Here is a 17,561-nt window from a genome sequence, read left to right as displayed (position 1 = left end):
GAGGATGGAACGATGAAAAAATTACGTATGTTGTCGGGATTATGTGTAGCAGGAATGTTGATGGTAACGGGGGTTGCGGGTTGCTCAAATGAAACCAAGAGCAATGCAAATCAACAAGAAAGTCAGAAAGAACGTGATATGAAAGAAGCGGATAAAGCCGCGATGGAATATGTAAAGGCTTATATTGAAATGGATACAAAAAAATTAAACGATCTTCAATATAAAAAATACAAATTTATGGAAGAAGGAGTAAGGAATCCAAATATTAGCCAAGAAATGAAAGAAAGATATGACCTGTTTAGATATGAGTTGAAAGAAGATAAAAATGAGTATTATTACAGAGTAAAATATTATGATCCTGTAGAACAAGCTCAAATGGGATTATATCTTAGAATGGTAAAAGACGAAAAGGACGGGAAATGGAAAAATTACGAATGGAACTGGAACAATTTAAATTCAACTGTAGGAAGTATGGAACCAGTTCATGTTCATAAATGGGGGCAAAAGGAATGAAAAAACTTTTCTCTATTTGTATGATTCTTGTATTCTTTTTACTACCGTTAGGGTCCCATGTGGCCCTAGCGGAAGATACAAAAAAAGAAGAAAAACAGGAACAAAAGGGAGCGAGAATTTCCGAAAATCTATTTAGTGGGTACACAGATGGGATTTACAAAGATAAGTATTACGAAATAGACACATATCAACCAAAGGAAGAAGATAAGAACGTGTTTCAAAAGGTTGGTGGATACTTATTTGGTGATGATAGTGTAGGGAAAGACTTACAAAGAATGTTGTATACAACCTGTCAATGGTTTGCGAATATGGCCTTTCAGTTAAATGTGATTCTGGGGCAATTAACCATTTTCTTAGTCGATCAAGCGTTGAACCTGGACATTGTAGATACGGTTGCGGATAAACTAGGCGCGGCTATGCAAAATATAGCTGGTATTGGAAAAGGTGGCTTTTTATCTTCTGGATTATTCCCCGCAATTATCGGTATTGCGTGTGTGTTATCCGCTTGTTATGCGGGTTATATCTTTTTTATTAAACGTCAGCCCTCAAAAGGATTAAGTGAGTTAGTAAAAACAGTATTTGTCATTGCTTTTATTGTTACGTACATTGGAAATGCAGGTGCGATTTTAAAGAGTGCAAATACGATTAGTTCTGAAATTAGTGTAACGGTGTTAGCAAAAGCAACGGGAACAGTTGCGGGTGATCCAGGACGTTCCAAAACAGATGCAATCTTTTCCGTGAAAAAGCAGATTTGGGATTTGTTAGTTGAACGACCATACTTATTTTTACAATACGGGGAAGATTCAAAAGAAAAATTAGGTACTAAACGAGTAGATGAATTATTAGCAACAGCACCAGGAAAAGACAGGGAGAGCAAGGTACAAGAGGAAATAAAAAGAGGAAACCAAATGATGATTGTTACGTCTGTAGGGGAACGTCTTGTATTTACAGTCATGTATTATGTGGTGAATACATTCGCAGGTGTTCCAGTAATTGCGTTTTGTTTACTAATTGTAGCGTTCCAATTATGGTTCCTTGTCATGAGTATTATCTCACCAATCGTTATGGCGGTGGCTCTATTGCCAGGACACCGCAGAGTCATTGAAAGTTGGGCTTCACAATGGATTCGCCCATTGGCATTAAAAATCTTTATGTCAGTCATGCTTGTTATCATCTTTACAGTGGCAGAATTACTGTATGTATTACCAGAAGTGGGCGTTGCAGGATATGTGTCTACAATGATTTTCCAAATTCTTGTTTTCGTTCTTTGCTATCTGTTTAGAGGAAATATTGTTGCGGCCTTTAGTCGAGCACGTGGCGTGTATGAAACGGTCACAAATATATCTCTTATGACTGAAAACTTTGTAGATAAGGGGAAAGAGTACGCTGGAAATACAATGTCTTATATTGGAGACAAAATGGGAATGCATTTTAACAACGCGGCTGAATTGGCGGCGGCAGGCGGCCAGTTAGAAAATGCAGGGACAAACGACGAAAAGACAAAAGCCAACCCGTTAGTGCAAGCCAATATACCGAATGATTTACCAAATAATCAAACGGAACAAGAAAAAGAAGAGAATCAAAAGAAAGGAAAACTTATTTCTCTACAGGATCGTGATAAACAGGGGAATTTACCACAGCAGGAAGAGGAAGGGAAAGAACAAACGACACCAGGTGAAGAAGAGGCACCAATGCAACAAGACCTTATCAGCTTAGATAAAGAAGCATTAGAACAGGAAGTAGAAGGACAACAAGAAGGAACGGAGGTAGAAGAATCAGAAATGGACGTTCAACCAGAACTTGTATCTTTAGAGAATGAGGAAATTCCAACAGGGGAAGAAATACCAGCTGATATAGAGGGATATGAAGAATTTCAACCAGAAGTACCAGAACAAGAGGTGCCATTAGAAGACATTCCGACTGATATAGAAGTATATGAAGAGGTACAGCCAGAAGTACCAGAGCAAGAGGTACCATTAGAAGACGTTTCAACTGATATGGAGGCATATGAAGAAATCCAAACAGAGGTACCAGAACAAGAAATACCACTAGAAGAAGTTTCAAACGATATGGAGGCATATGAAGAGATTCAAACGGAAGTACCAACACAAGAACTGCCATTAGAGGAAGTGTCAACAAATCATGAAGCACATGAAGAAATCCCATCCGATATCCCACAACAAGACATTCCAACAGAAGAAATTCCGATGGACATTTCAAGAGAAGAAATACAGCCAGAACAGGAAACTTCAACACATATTCCACAACAAGAAATCTCAACACCAATTGAAACAGAGGCAAATGAACCTTTAATACCAGATACAATTCGTGCAGATGTAAGTGAAGATGGTGTCATTGTACCTCATACACCAGAAACAACAAGTGCAGACATTCCAGATGCTATACCTGCAGAAGTGAATGAAGCGGGGGAAATTGTCGTGAAAAATACTAATATAGATGTCGAGTCAACTAAACAAGTAATAAATTCTTCTGACTCATTTATCCCAACGGAATCTGTTTCCTCTACTGATTTAACACGAGTAAACGAGAAAGAAGTAAGTAAAAATGAACCGATTCAAGGAGAAGCGGAAACAATCGATACGCCAGATATACAATATGGAGCTGTAGCCGCGGGAAGTGAAAACTGGATGCCTTCTACTGATCCACAAAACTTAGATAACTTAGATGATTTGGAGCCACCAAAAAAAGATGAGTAGAGTCCTAGACTTTTAGGACTTTACTATTTTTTTACGAAAAAAGGAGCGATATAGCTATGAAACACTGGGGATTAACGTGTATGAAAATGGTGAGTATCAGTATTTTTCTTTGCATCGGGTGTTTAGGATGGATGAACATAATCATTCTTTTCATACAGAGAGAATGGCCGACAGATTTATTAGGGTGGATTGGTTTAGGGTTACTGATCTGGTATACGCTCATTCTTCTAACTCTCCAAATTATTCATAATGAGTTACGTTGCCCTATTGATGATAGAGCGAAACTAACCTTTTTTATTTGGTTTGTAGGAATCTGTCATTTTGGATTATTAGACTTTATACAAAACCAGCAATCTACTGTTTTAACGTTACTATTTCATGTTTTAGCGATTATACCTATTCTTTTGGCCCTTACATATGGGCTGATTGTTCGAAAATATTCCAATCAATCTTGATACATGTTGTAAGGGGGGAGGGATGATATGAGACCAGAAATAAAAGAAGTTGTAGACAAAACGGTACAAGAAGAGATTGCACAAGAACAAAAAAAGAAGAAGAAAAAGAAATCCTGGTTACTGACATTTCTTTTTGGGAGTTCTACTTTCATAATAGGATTGTTCGTCTGTATTGGATTTCTATTATTTATCGTTTTGGGGCAAGGCATTGGTAAAAAAGAAGAGGAAGCGCCAGCAACCATCCCAAGTAATGGAATGACGGTTTGTCGGCCAGGTGGAAAAACAGTGGCACCAGAAGAATTACAGCCCCATTTAGGAGGCGTTTTTACAGGGAAAGCACAAGCCTTTTTAAATGCAGGAACACAAAACCAAATCGATCCCGTTTTATTAGCGGCCATTGCAAGATTGGAAACGGGGAATGGTACTTCTAATGCAGTAAAGAACTATAACAACCCTGGTGGTCTCATGGACCCTAGTAGTTCACAAATGAAAGGTTTCATGAAATTTGCCACCTTAGATGAAGGAATCAACGCTATGGCCCGAAACTTATATAAAAATTATATCGGTATGGGGATTACAACAATAGAAGCAATTGGAGCTAAATATGCACCGCCAGGAGCCGTAAATGATCCGCATGGTACAAATGGTTTATGGCCTGTATTAGTAACAAAATTTGTGACGCAAATGGGCGGCCTTACTTTTAATTGTGAAGCGGGAAAGCCAGGCGGCGTTGTAGATACGGGATCAGCAAGCTCACAAGGGTTTATTCGTCCTATCGCTCAAACAACGATCACAAGCCCATTTGGGCCACGCTGGGGCACTATTCATAAAGGTATTGATTATTCTTGCCAAGACGGTGTCACACCAATTGCCGCGTCGAAAGGTGGCGTTGTAGAGTGGGCGAAATTTGGCGCTTCTGGTTCGGGGTTTGGCGGATATGGAAACGTAGTTGTAATCAATCATGGGAATGGATATTGGAGTTTATACGGTCATATGTCGTCCATTACTGTACAGGAAGGTCAAAACATTGGAGTCGGTCAACAGGTAGGTGTTTGCGGAAGAACAGGGCAAGTAACAGGACCACATCTTCACTTTGAGATCAAAACATCTTTGACGTTTGGTCAAGTCGACCCAGCACCTTATTTGCCAAAATAAGCGGAAAGAAAGGGAGGATTAGGGATGAAACAGGGAATCGTTGGTTTAATCATAGTTGTACTAATGGGTATCAGTGTATGGTTATGGAACCAAAATCGCACCTTACAGCATAAAGTTGAGCAGACAGAAAGGAAATGGACGGAACAAGTAAAAGAGCTAAAAACAGAGAATCGAGCATTGGAAAAGCGTGTAACAGTTTTAACAGAAAATACCCAAGATAAAGGGCAAGAAGTAGCAAAACAGTTTGTAGAGCTGTTAATACAGAATGATAACAAGCAAAAAGAAAAGCCAGGATTTGAAAAGATTAAAGAAATGATAACAGGGGAAGCACGAAACAAATTATTAAATGCGCCAGAGGATGTACATAACCATATAGAAGGTGATGGCTCTATGCATATTCAAACGAAAGCAAAGATAACAGATATGTACTACATCAAAACCGCTGATAATAAAGCAGATGTAACGGTTAAATATGATTATCTTGTAACGGTTGATGGAACAGAACAACAAGAAAAACACACGATGAAATTAAATTTACTATTAGAAGGTGAAAAATGGTTTATAGAAAATTATGAGTTCCAGATCAATACAGGAATTGAAGGACCATAGAGAAAGGAATGAGGGGAGTTGGGGAATCAAAATGTATTGCATCATATCGGGTATGAAATATTGCAAGAAACGTTTGTATTGATTCGAAATGTATTTTCCTATTCAAACCAAGATGAATCCAGTGTGACATACGTGCGAGAAATTGCGGATGCCTTGCATAATATCCCGCATTCAATTCAGAAACAGCATGATACATTCTTAGAATTTGAGTTCAAACTATTAGAAGAAACATTAATGAATATGGACTTTGGAAAGGTTGCCGCGCAAAATATTCCCTATTTTAAAATGTATGCGGCACGTGTACAGCAATTGTTACAGAAGCGCTATAAAGAGGTGTAATCGAGTGGAAATGGGGCGATAAAAAATGATTGTATTGGGAATTGGGCTGTCAGTTTTGCTGATAGCCTTTTTATTTATCCAGGTATATCCGTTCCAGGAACAAAAGTTAGAACAGAGAAAATATGATGAATATGGAATCTGGATCATTATTTGTACAGGGGTATGTCTCTATGTTTCGCATCATTTTTTACAGGAAAATACATGGCAATGGGGATTAAAAATCATAGGTGCAACTTTTTTTACAGGGTTTTCAATTGGATGTGTTGGAAAACAAAGTATATATGATTTTCAACACAAAAAGTTTCCCTTTCAGAAAAAATGACGCTTCAAATTCGCTTGTAATTAACTTTAAAGAAACTATTGATACATTTGGTATCGAATAAGATTATGTTCTTTATTCGGTCTTTCAAGTGGCTTAAATGAGTTTTTAGAGAAAAAGGGGTGTGAGGATGATTTTTGTAAAGGTTATTGCATATATTTTGCTTAGTATAGGAGTTTGTACAGTTGTTTTAGCAGGAATAGCCGCTATTGTAAAGAAACAAATGCTAATTGCAAATATAAATCTATTATTGGCCATGTATTATTTTTGTTCGGGAAGCCTTCTGTATTTGTGCACGTTATGGGAAACACAAGATATTTTCCTACAAGCCTTTTTGGTTTTAATTGTAGGTATTACGATCATCCGATTAAGAAAAAGCTGGTATGTACCGCAAATGCGTACCTATCTTCAAAAACTACAGGAGCAAGCAATAAATAAGAATGATCTGTGAGGAAATTTAGGAAAAAAGGAGTGGGAAAAACTTGATACATCAATATGAATTGAACTTTTCAGTGATGTATAGTGGCAAGGTAACAGACTCACAATCTACGATTATTTCAGCAAGTTCTTTAGAAGAAGCAAATGAAAAATTACAATCAGAAGTAAAACGGCGGCTAGGAAAATGTAGTATAAAAGTGAATACAGCAAGTTTATATGCTTCCGAAGATAGCCGGTATGCAATCGAACAAAAATAGAAGTGGAAAGTCTTGTTTCTACAGCAAGACTTTTTATTATTTTATGGGGGGATATTGCACATCCATCAACTTAAGAATCTTATAACGCTCCCAAAACAAAAAAGGAGGATTTTGTATATTTAAGTGGAAATATACTATAACAGCTAGTAATTAACTTGTATTAGTGTTACAAAACGAATTCACTCTTTAGATTGTTTATAATTGAACAAATAGCTGTATTTTAAGGTTATTAATTCTCATCAGGGTGACAACTAATAAAAAGGGATGATTATATGTTTAAAAAATTTGTTGTAAGTGTATTAACATTAGGATTTCTTGTTATGGGAGGAATCTCTGCAAAAGCGGATGGACTGAATATTCCTAGCAATAAAGGGATATGTAAAGACGTTACACAAAATGTAGAAGCAAATGAATATGTGAAAAGCTGTTTTAAAACATTTCCGAATCCTTTCCTCGGTCCAATAATAAGCATCCCTAATACTTTTACATATGATGATGGTACTTATCAAGGGACACTCAATCTTGTTTCTCAGGAACGTTCCACGTTTTCGATTGTAGCTTATTATGAAGGAACTTTAAAAAAATACAAATAAATATAAAATCTGAATTTGTTTAAAGGCAACCATATAAGTTCATCAAGCTAAAATAATTTCATATTCATGTAATAAAAAATTAGTGGTCCAATAATCTTGTGGGATTTGAAGTGATTTTAACAATAAATCTTTTGTAAATCGAAAAGGAGTTTTACAAAAGATACAAACTTAGTTTTACTTTTTAAATGTAATGTACTATCTTGAATATATTTATGTATTGGCATTTTTGTTCGTATTTTGTATACTAAACGTGAGTTTTTCTTACAGTAGGCAATCTTTCAATTTCTATGAAAGCCAACTAATCTGTTAATTATGTATGGTAGCGAACAAGCTCTTATTTCTACGGATATAAGAGCTTGTTTGCATATGGATCACTCTTTTATGTACAATGAAAGAAAAACATTATATGAGATGGGGAGAGGAAAACCCATGTCCAACCAACAATTAGTAAATTTACGCATTGATTTTGCTTTTAAACAATTATTTGGCACAAGTGGAAATGAAGATATTTTAATTGCTTTTTTAAATGCTATGTTGCAAGGTTCTTTAGAATCACCTATTGTTTCTTTACAATTAGAAGACCCACACTTGCATCGAGAACATGAAGAGGATAAATTATCGATTTTAGATATTTCTGCAACATTAGATACCGGAACAAAGGTAAATGTAGAAATACAGCTGAATAACAATCATGACATGATTAAGAGAAGTTTGTATTACTGGGGAAGGCTATATACATCCCAACTAAAAAAGGGAATGCCATATAGCTCTCTTCATAAAACAATTACGATCAATTTGTTAAATTTTGTTATGTTTCCTGAATACGAGGCATTCCATACAACAGGAATCCTATGGAATCAACAGCAACAAAAGAAGTTAAGTGATGATATTGAAGTTCATATTGTGGAAATTCCAAAACTCATGCAACAGTGGCGGAATGAACAAGTAAATCCCTGGGAAGATTCGTTTGTTCGTTGGTTATTATTACTTCCAGCGAATGAAGATGAACATTTAACCCAAACATTGGAGGATATTGCGATGAACCAAGACCCTATTTTACAAAAAGCGATAACTAAATGGGAACGTATGAGTCAAGATTCTTCTTTCCGACAAGCATATGAAGCAAGGGAAAAAGCTCTTATGGATGAGGCTGCAAAGTTTGCTTATGCAGAACAAAAAGGTATTGAAAAGGGCATTGAAAAAGGTATTGAACAAGGGAAGATACAGCTTATTCGTGGTATGCACAAAAACGGGATGCCAATAAAAGATATTGCGAAATTTACGAATTTATCTATAGAAGAAATACAAGAAATTCTTGAATTATAAATGAATAAATGGGAAATTGTGAGTCAAAATTCTTCTTTCCGACAAGCGTATGAGGCGAGGGAAAAAGCGTTGATGGATGAAGCCGCGAAATTTGCTTATGCTTGTAATGAAGAAAAAAGAAGGCATTCAAAAAGGGGTTCAGCAAGGGAAAATACAAATGATTAAAGGTATGCATGAGCTTGGTTTGCCAATTGAAACGATTGCAAAAGCAAGTAAATTAAGTATAAAAGAAGTTGAAGATATTTTGAGGGGAAATTCATAATGGTAACAACTAAGAAAGCAGATTGAAAAATTCAATCTGCTTTCTTAGTTGTTACCATTATGTTAAAGAATCATAAGTTAGCCAAAGCAATTAGTGAGGTATCATGGTCACAGTTTCGAACCATGTTGGAATATAAAGCAAAATGGTTCGGTAAACAAGTCATTGTTGTATCGAAAACATTTGCTTCTAGCCAACTATGTTCTTGTTGTGGATACCAAAACAAAGACGTTAAAAATCTAAATCTACGTAACTGGGACTGCCCTTCTTGTCGTACACATCATGATAGGAATATTAACGCAAGTATCAATCTAAAGAATGAAGCAATAAGGCTTCTAACCGCAGGGACTGTGGAGATAGCCTAATAAATTAGAGTTCGATAGAACTCTTTACTTAGGAATCCTCCTCTTCTAAACGAAGTGAAAGTGGGGGTAGTTCAATAATATATAAAATAAATAAACAAGCAAGCATAATTTACTATGTTTGTTTGTTTTATATATTAATGTTTTATATGTTTTATATGTTTTATATGTTTTATATGATTATATGTTTTATATGATTATATGTTTTATATGATTATATGTTTTAAGGATATATAATCCTTTGATATATAAGGGTTTTTAAGGCTTTACTATAACAAAAATGGTTTTAAAGATAACAAATCTGGTTTCTTTATTATAACGAAGATGGTCTTAAAGATAACAAATTTGGTTATTGAAAATTAACTATAACAAAAGAGGTATATTTGTTATAGTTATTATAGCAATAAAGCTGGTAAGGAAAGGACGTATGTAGATATGTCTCTAAAACAAGATTTGCAGATTAAAGAGAATAATATTGTTTCGAAATCTAATACTTTAATTGAAGCAAATTCACGTTTGAATTTAGTAGAACAAAAGATGCTGCTTTGCTTGGCAAGTAATATTGAACCAAGTGATCGGGATTTTAAAACATATACATTTCCAATTAAACAATTTCATGATTTACTTGGTCTAAGTGGGTCAACGAAATATACGGAGCTAAGTAAAATTACAAAGGAATTAGTGTCTAAAGTAATTGAAATTAGGATAGGAGAAGAGTTAATACAAGTCTCTTGGCTTTCTTCAGCAATCTATAACAAAAATAAAGGGACAATTGATCTGCGTTTTGATCCATTATTGAAGCCATTCTTATTAGAATTAAGTAGTAAATTTACAAGTTATAGATTGGCTAATGTTGTTAAATTAAAAAGTACATACGCTATCCGAATTTATGAGTTATTAAAACAATATGAACATATAAAAGAGCGGACAATTAGCCTTGAGAACCTAAGATATTACTTAGATGCAATTGATGTATATCCTAATTATGCGAATTTTAAACAGCGTGTATTGAAACCATCCCAAAAAGAATTAAATCAAAAAACTGATATATCTTTTGAATTTGAAGAAATTAAGTTAGGTAGGAAGGTACAAAAAATTAGATTTATTATAGGTAGTCAAAAAAGAAAGGACACGGATTTAGCTCATTTTGAAAAAAAATTAGATGAATTTCAGCAGCCAAATACATTTGAACAGAAAATTAAACGTTTTGAAGAGCGATGTAAAGGGAAAGTATATCCTACAGTATTAGAAAAATGGAAAAAACATGAGGAATTGGTTTTAGAAATTATTGATGATATACGTTTCCGTACGGATATAGATTCGCCAATGGGTTATGTAGAATATATGCTTAATTCCCGATTAAAAGAACTATCCGAAACCGCAATGTTAAAACAAGATATTCAAGGAACTTTTTCTTTGAAAATGGATAATATTATAGATGCAGTAATAGCCAAATACTCAAAATCTACAGGCGCTGTAGCCACATTCTTAGTAAAAGATACTGCTATTAATGAGTTAATAAAAATTTGTACATTAGAGGAAGCGGAAGGGTGTTGGAAGAAAAACGAAGAATTTGTTATGGATAGTATTTATGAATACATAAAAAAGAATAGAAGAAAAGGAAGTCCCAGATAATCTTTTGGGGCTTATTTGTTATTAATAAATCAACGACTGCTATGCTTAAATATAGAAGTTGTTGATTGTAATGACATTTAGCAAAAATTATCAAAAAAAACATAGTAGTTATGAGTATAATTCAAATTAGGTTAAATAGATTATTGAAATTAAATAAATGAATAGGCGGTATAATAATGAAGACTAGTAAAGTGACAGAATGGATATTAGGTGGACGAAATCCGGGTAATTATATTTTATATAATGATATTAATGTGAAATATACAAATGAAGTTTCAAAAAACTTATATTCTTTAGAAAATAACGAAGGATATGGTACATCATACTGTTTTTTGGATAAACATCTATATGTAGGTGAAAGGGTTAAATTTTCAGGGATGATCATGACAAAGTTAGTTAAAGAATATGCTGGTTTATGGATTAGGGCTGAGCAACAGGAAAAAGATATCTGGGAGGTTTATCATATAAATTCTAATTCCTTAAGTGTGGAAAATTCGTGGAAAGAATATTTTGTAATTTTAGATGTACCTAAAAATATAGAAACATTATCAGTAGGAGTGTCTTTAAAAAGTACTGGTCATATATGGTTTAGTTCAATGAGTGTTGAAATTGTAGATAAAAAGAACAATTAATGTAGATTTAAAATAAAGTGGAATCAAATATTCATCCTAAAATGTTTCTTACAAACTTTTGAGAATCCCCCTGTTAGTCCCTACATTGATATAGTAAATGAAGAGGGGTGAGGGCACATGCGTGAAATTCCTTGGCCAGATTCAGGCTCTTTTCTAGGACTTATAGGTAGTTAACAAATAGATGATTATTTACATTTAACAGTTTGAACCGTCCTTACGGACTGTTTGAAGTGGGAGATTCCTGCGAACACCGATGTATCCACCGGTTATCTTAGCAGGCTCTGTCCGTAGTTCCTACGGTGAAAACATAAGTATCTTGTACGTTGACTCACCACGCTTCCTACTTTAGCTTGGTTTTCGTAACTTCAGCAAACGTGGGGCGAAATCTACTTGAAGTAACAATGACTAACTAAGAAAAAGAAAGGCAGATAAGGAATGTGAAAAAGTGAGTATTTATTCAAGCAGTTTAAGTATCCAAATGGGGAATCCTCTTTTTTATATAAAATTTGCAATTCCATATACTTTTTTCAATTAGTTGAATTTGAACAATATCACTGTAGATGATAATAAATCCCTTCATTTCCTTCTTAAAAGAATATCAGGCTTCGACTTTTCTGGATTGTATACTTGTGTCCCACAAAAAAGCTTTCCAGTTATGTAACTTGGAAAGCTCTTTATATGGTGACCTCTACTAGATAGTTAACCTTCTAGATAGTTATGGGTTTATTACGGATTGCATGTAGCAGCAACAGTCTTCAAATAGCCGACATCTGGACGATGCGGTTCCAAGTTCCATGGTGTCTTAAATGATTTTGCAAAATCATAATGACATAAATATTGATTTTGCATAGAGCTTGTATTTCCCCATTGATCATCCATCGAGAAAGTATCCTTAACTTTATTCCAACTGTCTGTTCGAATTGCGCGGTTTACGATTAGTTTTGTTAATACACTTGTGGGTTCTAAGCTTAAAGAAACCATACCATCTCTTGTAATCCAGTTACCACTAGAAAAATATTGTGAGAAAGCATATGATGTGGCTGTGTTCTTAATTGTTATGGGATTAACTTCTTCTTTAATATTTACATAATACTCTAAGGTGTTCTCGTTTTTAAGTGTAGTATGTACTTCTAAAATTTCTCCAGATTGAGATTTAGCCTCAGTGGGCATAACAACGGCAATTGATTCTTTATTTTTATTGTAAATAACTGCAGAACCATCTTCCTCTACCTTTATCGATTCACCGTTTTCGAAATCGAATGGAACTTTATATTTTCCATTATTTTTTGTAGGATCGATTTTTATAGATTGTTCAACTCCGTTTTTCACCTTTTTAAAATTAGGTAATGAATCTTTCTTATTTGAAAAAAAATAAAAATTATTTTTTGTAGGATTAATTGATTGTAGATGGCCAATTTTTATAATTTCTCCATTAGCAGTAGAAAAAGTTAAATTATCTTTAGTATAATCACTACTCATCGCATTTGTATATATTGTTTCTTCTGATATATCTGTGGAATTTGCAGAAGCTACATTTGTAATACTAAATACGATTCCAGCTAGGGTCCCCGATATAATTAATTTCTTCAGCCTATCATTCAATTACAACATCTCCTCTGATTTTTTTATTACAACTTTCTGTAAATTAACATATATAGATATGAATGTAAATATTTATTTTTGTTTTTTATAAAAAAATTCACCCATTTATTACAACTCCTTCAATTGAGGGAAAAAGATAAGAGGTTTTTATTATTTTAAGACTTCGGTGCAGAAAACTTGAAATATATGGAAATAGAATTCTACTGTAAAACCCTTTATAAACTGAATGTTAAGAAATTTCATAAGAGGAATCTTGGAATGGGGATATACCGTACTTTTCCGTCGATTTTAAAGGAACAGAGGTTTTATGTGGAAATGAAGTTGTTTCTTCTATTTCAACAAGTCCCGAATCACAATTTATTTCGAAAATGAAAAATCTTACAAAAACAGACTTGACTAAACAAATCAAACTAATACGATTAGCTTTTGTTGCTAAGTAGCAGATCCACATGCTGATGGAAAATTGAAATTAGAGGAATCAGAATCTATCGAGGAAGACAGACCTAGATTTGAAAGTTTGTTTAATTTTCATATACCTTATTTCATAACATAATTAAAACAAGATAAGAAAACTTCATTTGTATATATTTAAGAAGTGTAATTGGTTATAACGTAAAACTCATTTTCTTATAGTTAATTCACCCTAAATTTAAATATATGTTCTTCTATAAGAATGCACCATTCTTTTCTATTTACCTATGTATACACTTTTATTAATTTATTATAATATCAATGTTGATTTAAAACTGTTTATATAAAATAAATAAATGAGATTTTTAGAGGAAGGGCGGACCTTTATTTGTTAATTCACATAATTTTCAAACATTAAAACTCTGGATATTAATATTTGTTATATAATGGAATCAAGCTGTAATCAATATGAAGAGCTTTTTATTTTTTAGGTCCATCTAAAAAAGTGTAGCTATTTCATATACTAAAGTTAAAAATTCAACTGAACATGGTTTTGAGAACAAGTGCTCCTTATTACGAAAATAAGGGGCATTTGATTTATTATTTATCAAATAAGTTTTTTCATAAAATATTTATTTCTGATATTATAAAAATAGGTAATATATTCTAAGAGTATAATCCTAAATCATAAATATCAGGAGGTATAAAAATGGTTAGATGTACAGCTCCAGTAAGAGGACATAATTCAGCAAGTGCTGCAGCAAATTGCCCAGCATGTAGCGGACGTTCTCGTGGTAATTATTACAGTTCCAATACTTATTTCCCGTCTTATTCTTCAGTTTCAGAAAATACGGGGAGAAGTAACTCAATCAGTAATGGAAGTGCGGCTCGTAATTCTAAAGCACGTTGGTCAAAGTCTACTTCCACAGTACTCTATACTCCAGCGGAAATTAGAAGTCTTACGCCAATTCGTGATAAAGTAGAAGAAATAACTGTTACTCAACCAGATTTAAGAGATGTTTTTTTATGTCATGCCTGGGATGATAGAAAAGAGTCTGCTAAAGACTTACATGATTTACTTGAGACTTTAGGTGTATCAGTATGGTTTAGCGAAAAAGATGTCTTACTTGGTCAACCATTATTACGAGCTATTGATAAGGGGTTGGTAAATTCAAAGGTCGGAATTGTACTAGTGACTCCTGCTTTTCTGAACCGTCTTTCGAATGAAGGTGTTGCGGATAAAGAGTTGTCTGTATTACTTGCTACAGATCGTCTAATCCCAATCGTTCATGGTACAACTTATGATGCTTTGAGAGAAATAAGTCCCTTATTAGGGGTAGCACCAACAAAACGCGAATTTCGTACGCTAAGCAATTTTTCACATAGAAAAAGCCGATTTTTTGTACGCTAAGGGAGAATCGGCTTTTTACTGTTAATTTGTTTGTAGTGGTCGGGGTACAGTCAGGAAAATGCGGATTTACAACGCTAAGCCCATTTCCCCGACTATTCCCCCAGTTTTAACAACGTTAAGAAAGTTTCAAGGGTCTTAAAGAATCTAACGAGACCATTTTCTCCGAATTAAAATGGTATTCTCCAAGTAAATTAATATGTTCCCAACCTAGAGGTGACATATGGTGCAATAATTCTTCATTAAAACTACCTGACCGTTTTTGATATTCAACTGCCTTTGTTAGATGTAAAGTATTCCAGATACTGATGGCATTGATAATGATGTTTAAGGCACTGGCTCTTTGCAATTGATGCTGTATGGTTCGTTCCCTAAGCTCTCCTTGTTTTCCGAAGAAAATAGCTCTTGCCAGTCCATTCATGGCTTCTCCTTTATTCAATCCTTTTTGTATTTTTCTTCTTAATGATTCATCCGAAATATAATTCAAAATAAAGATCGTTTTTTCTATTCGGCCCATCTCACGTAAGGCTGTAGCCAAGCTGTTTTGTCTTGAATAAGAACCTAATTTCCCCATAATAAGGGATGCTGAAACTGTTCCTTCTCTTATTGAGTGAGCTAATCGCAAAACATCCTCATAATTTTCTTTAATGACCTTTGTATTTATTTGTCCACGTAAAATGGCTTCTAATTTTGGATACTCACTTGCTTTATCTATTGTAAATAATTTTGAGTCTGCTAAATCTCTTATTCTTGGGGCAAATTTAAATCCTAATAAATGAGTCAGTCCGAATATTTGATCTGTGTAACCAGCTGTGTCTGTATAATGCTCTTCTATGTTTAAATCCGTTTCATGGTGCAACAAACCATCTAAAACATGAATCGCATCCCTTGAATTAGTATGAATAATCTTTGTGTAGTAAGAAGAGAATTGATCACTAGTAAAACGGTAGATGGTGGCTCCTTTTCCAGTTCCATAATGTGGGTTTGCATCTGCATGTAGTGATGAAACACCTAACTGCATTCTCATACCGTCTGATGAGGATGTTGTACCGTCTCCCCAATAGGAAGACAATTGTAATTTGTGATGAAAATTTACTAATACGGCTTGGGCTTTATTCATTGCATCTTCATACATGCGCCATTGTGATACATTGGCCAATTGCTTATATGTAAGTCCGGGTGTTGCTTCAGCCATTTTGCTTAAACCAATATTCATTCCCATTCCTAAAAGAGCAGCCATAATAATAATTGTTTCTTCTTTATCCGGTTTTCGATTATTGGAAGCATGAATAAATTGCTCATGAAATCCTGTTATATAAGCAATATCCATCAGTAAATCGGTTAATTTTATTCTTGGTAGCATCTGATAAAGGCTTGCACTAAACTTTTTTGCTTCTTCTGGTACATCTTTTTCTAAGCGTGCAAGTGACAGCTTTCCTTTATCAAGAGAAACTCCATCTAACTTGTTGGAATTGGCAGTTAACCACTTTAACCTTTCATTAAGGCTGCTGGTTCTCTCCGTTATATAATCTTCGAATGATAAACTAACTGATAATCTCGTATTCTCTTTCGTTTGATTCCATGTAAATTCGGAAAACAAATATTCCTCAAAATCTCTATATTGTCTGCTGCCAACAATGGAAACATCTCCTGCCCGAACATGCTCCCGAAGTTCTGTTAAAACAGCCATTTCATAGTAATGACGATTGATTGTTGTACCATCATTCTCGTATAAATGCTTTTTCCAACGTTTTGAAATAAAATCCACAGGTGAGTCATCAGGTACTTTTCGTTTTCCGGATTCGTTCATTCCTCGGATAATCTCTACAGCTTGTAAAAGTGGCTCATTTGCCTTTGTAGAATGAAATTCCAACACCCTTAATAGCGTTGGCGTATATTTTCTTAGTGAATAAAATCGTTTTTGCAGTAAGTCTAAATAATCATAGTCAGCAGGACGTGCAAGCTCCTGGGCTTCTTCGACCGAAGAGACAAAAGAATTCCATTCAATAACGGATTCTAAAACCTCAAAAACGTCTAATTTTTCCTGTTTTGCTTTGATCAAAGCTTGTCCGATGTTCGTAAAGTGTATAACTTTCTCATTCAGCTTTTTACCGTTCAGTTTCTGAATTTCCTCTTGAGCCTTACGACCTTTTGATAAGAGACTAAGTATTGTCTGTCATGAATTTCAAAAGCTTTATCCGTCAAATCTTGATTAAGATGTAATAAATAGACGGTTAGTATTGAATATCGTTTATTTTCTGAAAATCACGGAATGCATAAGGTTCATATCTTGAACCCAAGCGAGACAGCTGTAACAGGCGATTGCGGTGCAAATGATTAATTTGCACCGTTTCTAATTCCATTCCTCGTATGTATTCGAGTCGTTCTATTACTTTTTAAAAAGGTTTCGGGTGAAGGATGTCCCGGTGGTTCTTTTAACCAACCCAATATCGTTTATTGGATTCTGACGAATGCTGCAAGGTAATAATATCTTCAAGTTTTTCTTTTTGTTCATTTGTTAGGGATTGACT

15 protein-coding genes and 3 pseudogenes are annotated in these 17,561 nt (G+C 34.3%); 16 read left to right on the top strand and 2 right to left on the bottom strand.

What is annotated here, in order from left to right:
* The first annotated feature begins 12 nt into the window (after nucleotides 1–12).
* The 15 genes and pseudogenes from QCI73_RS29600 (at nucleotide 13) to QCI73_RS29530 (ending at nucleotide 11,609) form a co-directional block, all read left to right on the top strand.
* A complete protein-coding gene (locus tag QCI73_RS29600; protein WP_200730626.1) occupies nucleotides 13–513 on the top strand; it encodes a hypothetical protein in 501 nt (166 codons plus the stop codon).
* Nucleotides 510–3,230 carry a CD3337/EF1877 family mobilome membrane protein gene (locus QCI73_RS29595; protein ID WP_200730627.1) on the top strand — a complete coding sequence of 907 codons (2,721 nt, stop codon included), beginning with the start codon at nucleotides 510–512 and terminating at the stop codon, nucleotides 3,228–3,230. The genes QCI73_RS29600 and QCI73_RS29595 overlap by 4 nt, the downstream gene beginning before the upstream one ends.
* Nucleotides 3,231–3,286: 56 nt before the next feature.
* Nucleotides 3,287–3,685 carry a hypothetical protein gene (locus tag QCI73_RS29590; RefSeq protein ID WP_320691786.1) on the top strand — a complete coding sequence of 133 codons (399 nt, stop codon included), beginning with the start codon at nucleotides 3,287–3,289 and terminating at the stop codon, nucleotides 3,683–3,685.
* A 27-nt stretch (nucleotides 3,686–3,712) separates the two neighbouring features.
* Nucleotides 3,713–4,840, top strand: a complete 1,128-nt coding sequence (locus QCI73_RS29585) for a M23 family metallopeptidase (RefSeq protein ID WP_200730628.1) — start codon at nucleotides 3,713–3,715, stop codon at nucleotides 4,838–4,840.
* Nucleotides 4,841–4,864: 24 nt separating this feature from the next.
* Nucleotides 4,865–5,449, top strand: coding sequence for a hypothetical protein (locus QCI73_RS29580; protein ID WP_200730629.1), 585 nt, complete (start codon nucleotides 4,865–4,867; stop codon nucleotides 5,447–5,449).
* A gap of 18 nt (nucleotides 5,450–5,467) precedes the next feature.
* On the top strand, nucleotides 5,468–5,788 hold the full coding sequence (locus QCI73_RS29575; protein ID WP_200730630.1) for a hypothetical protein: 321 nt from the start codon (nucleotides 5,468–5,470) through the stop codon (nucleotides 5,786–5,788).
* A gap of 25 nt (nucleotides 5,789–5,813) precedes the next feature.
* A complete protein-coding gene (locus QCI73_RS29570; RefSeq protein WP_000636253.1) occupies nucleotides 5,814–6,110 on the top strand; it encodes a hypothetical protein in 297 nt (98 codons plus the stop codon).
* 127 nt (nucleotides 6,111–6,237) lie between these two features.
* Nucleotides 6,238–6,558 (top strand): hypothetical protein, encoded by a 321-nt coding sequence (locus tag QCI73_RS29565; protein ID WP_200730631.1) that lies wholly within the window; start codon nucleotides 6,238–6,240, stop codon nucleotides 6,556–6,558.
* A 31-nt stretch (nucleotides 6,559–6,589) separates the two neighbouring features.
* Complete coding sequence (locus tag QCI73_RS29560) at nucleotides 6,590–6,802, top strand: hypothetical protein (protein WP_200730632.1); 213 nt, start codon at nucleotides 6,590–6,592, stop codon at nucleotides 6,800–6,802.
* A gap of 272 nt (nucleotides 6,803–7,074) precedes the next feature.
* Nucleotides 7,075–7,395, top strand: coding sequence for a hypothetical protein (locus QCI73_RS29555; protein ID WP_137073731.1), 321 nt, complete (start codon nucleotides 7,075–7,077; stop codon nucleotides 7,393–7,395).
* Nucleotides 7,396–7,824: 429 nt separating this feature from the next.
* Nucleotides 7,825–8,721 carry an Rpn family recombination-promoting nuclease/putative transposase gene (locus tag QCI73_RS29550; RefSeq protein WP_137073730.1) on the top strand — a complete coding sequence of 299 codons (897 nt, stop codon included), beginning with the start codon at nucleotides 7,825–7,827 and terminating at the stop codon, nucleotides 8,719–8,721.
* Nucleotides 8,722–8,983 (top strand): annotated as a pseudogene (locus QCI73_RS29545) (Rpn family recombination-promoting nuclease/putative transposase); the annotation flags it as partial.
* A 44-nt stretch (nucleotides 8,984–9,027) separates the two neighbouring features.
* A pseudogene (locus tag QCI73_RS29540) lies at nucleotides 9,028–9,345 on the top strand (RNA-guided endonuclease TnpB family protein); the annotation flags it as partial.
* Nucleotides 9,346–9,777: 432 nt separating this feature from the next.
* Complete coding sequence (locus QCI73_RS29535; RefSeq protein ID WP_200730633.1) at nucleotides 9,778–10,977, top strand: replication initiation protein; 1,200 nt, start codon at nucleotides 9,778–9,780, stop codon at nucleotides 10,975–10,977.
* 176 nt (nucleotides 10,978–11,153) lie between these two features.
* On the top strand, nucleotides 11,154–11,609 hold the full coding sequence (locus tag QCI73_RS29530) for an AraC family transcriptional regulator (protein ID WP_200730634.1): 456 nt from the start codon (nucleotides 11,154–11,156) through the stop codon (nucleotides 11,607–11,609).
* Between the two features lie 726 nt (nucleotides 11,610–12,335).
* Here the strand turns inward: QCI73_RS29530 and QCI73_RS29525 are convergent.
* Nucleotides 12,336–13,211: a DUF2599 domain-containing protein gene (locus QCI73_RS29525; RefSeq protein ID WP_200730635.1), complete on the bottom strand. Its 876-nt coding sequence runs from the start codon at nucleotides 13,209–13,211 to the stop codon at nucleotides 12,336–12,338.
* A gap of 1,120 nt (nucleotides 13,212–14,331) precedes the next feature.
* Between QCI73_RS29525 and QCI73_RS29520 the strand changes: the two genes are divergently transcribed.
* On the top strand, nucleotides 14,332–15,033 hold the full coding sequence (locus QCI73_RS29520) for a toll/interleukin-1 receptor domain-containing protein (protein WP_234449412.1): 702 nt from the start codon (nucleotides 14,332–14,334) through the stop codon (nucleotides 15,031–15,033).
* A 115-nt stretch (nucleotides 15,034–15,148) separates the two neighbouring features.
* On the opposite strand, the pseudogene QCI73_RS29515 reads toward QCI73_RS29520, so the two are convergent.
* A pseudogene (locus tag QCI73_RS29515) lies at nucleotides 15,149–17,561 on the bottom strand (Tn3 family transposase); the annotation flags it as partial.

The organism is Bacillus cereus group sp. MG16, assembly GCF_040459875.1.
GTDB classification, from domain to species: Bacteria; Bacillota; Bacilli; order Bacillales; family Bacillaceae_G; genus Bacillus_A; species Bacillus_A paranthracis.
Note: the sequence above shows the minus strand (reverse complement) of the source record. Positions and strands in the feature narration are given on the sequence as shown.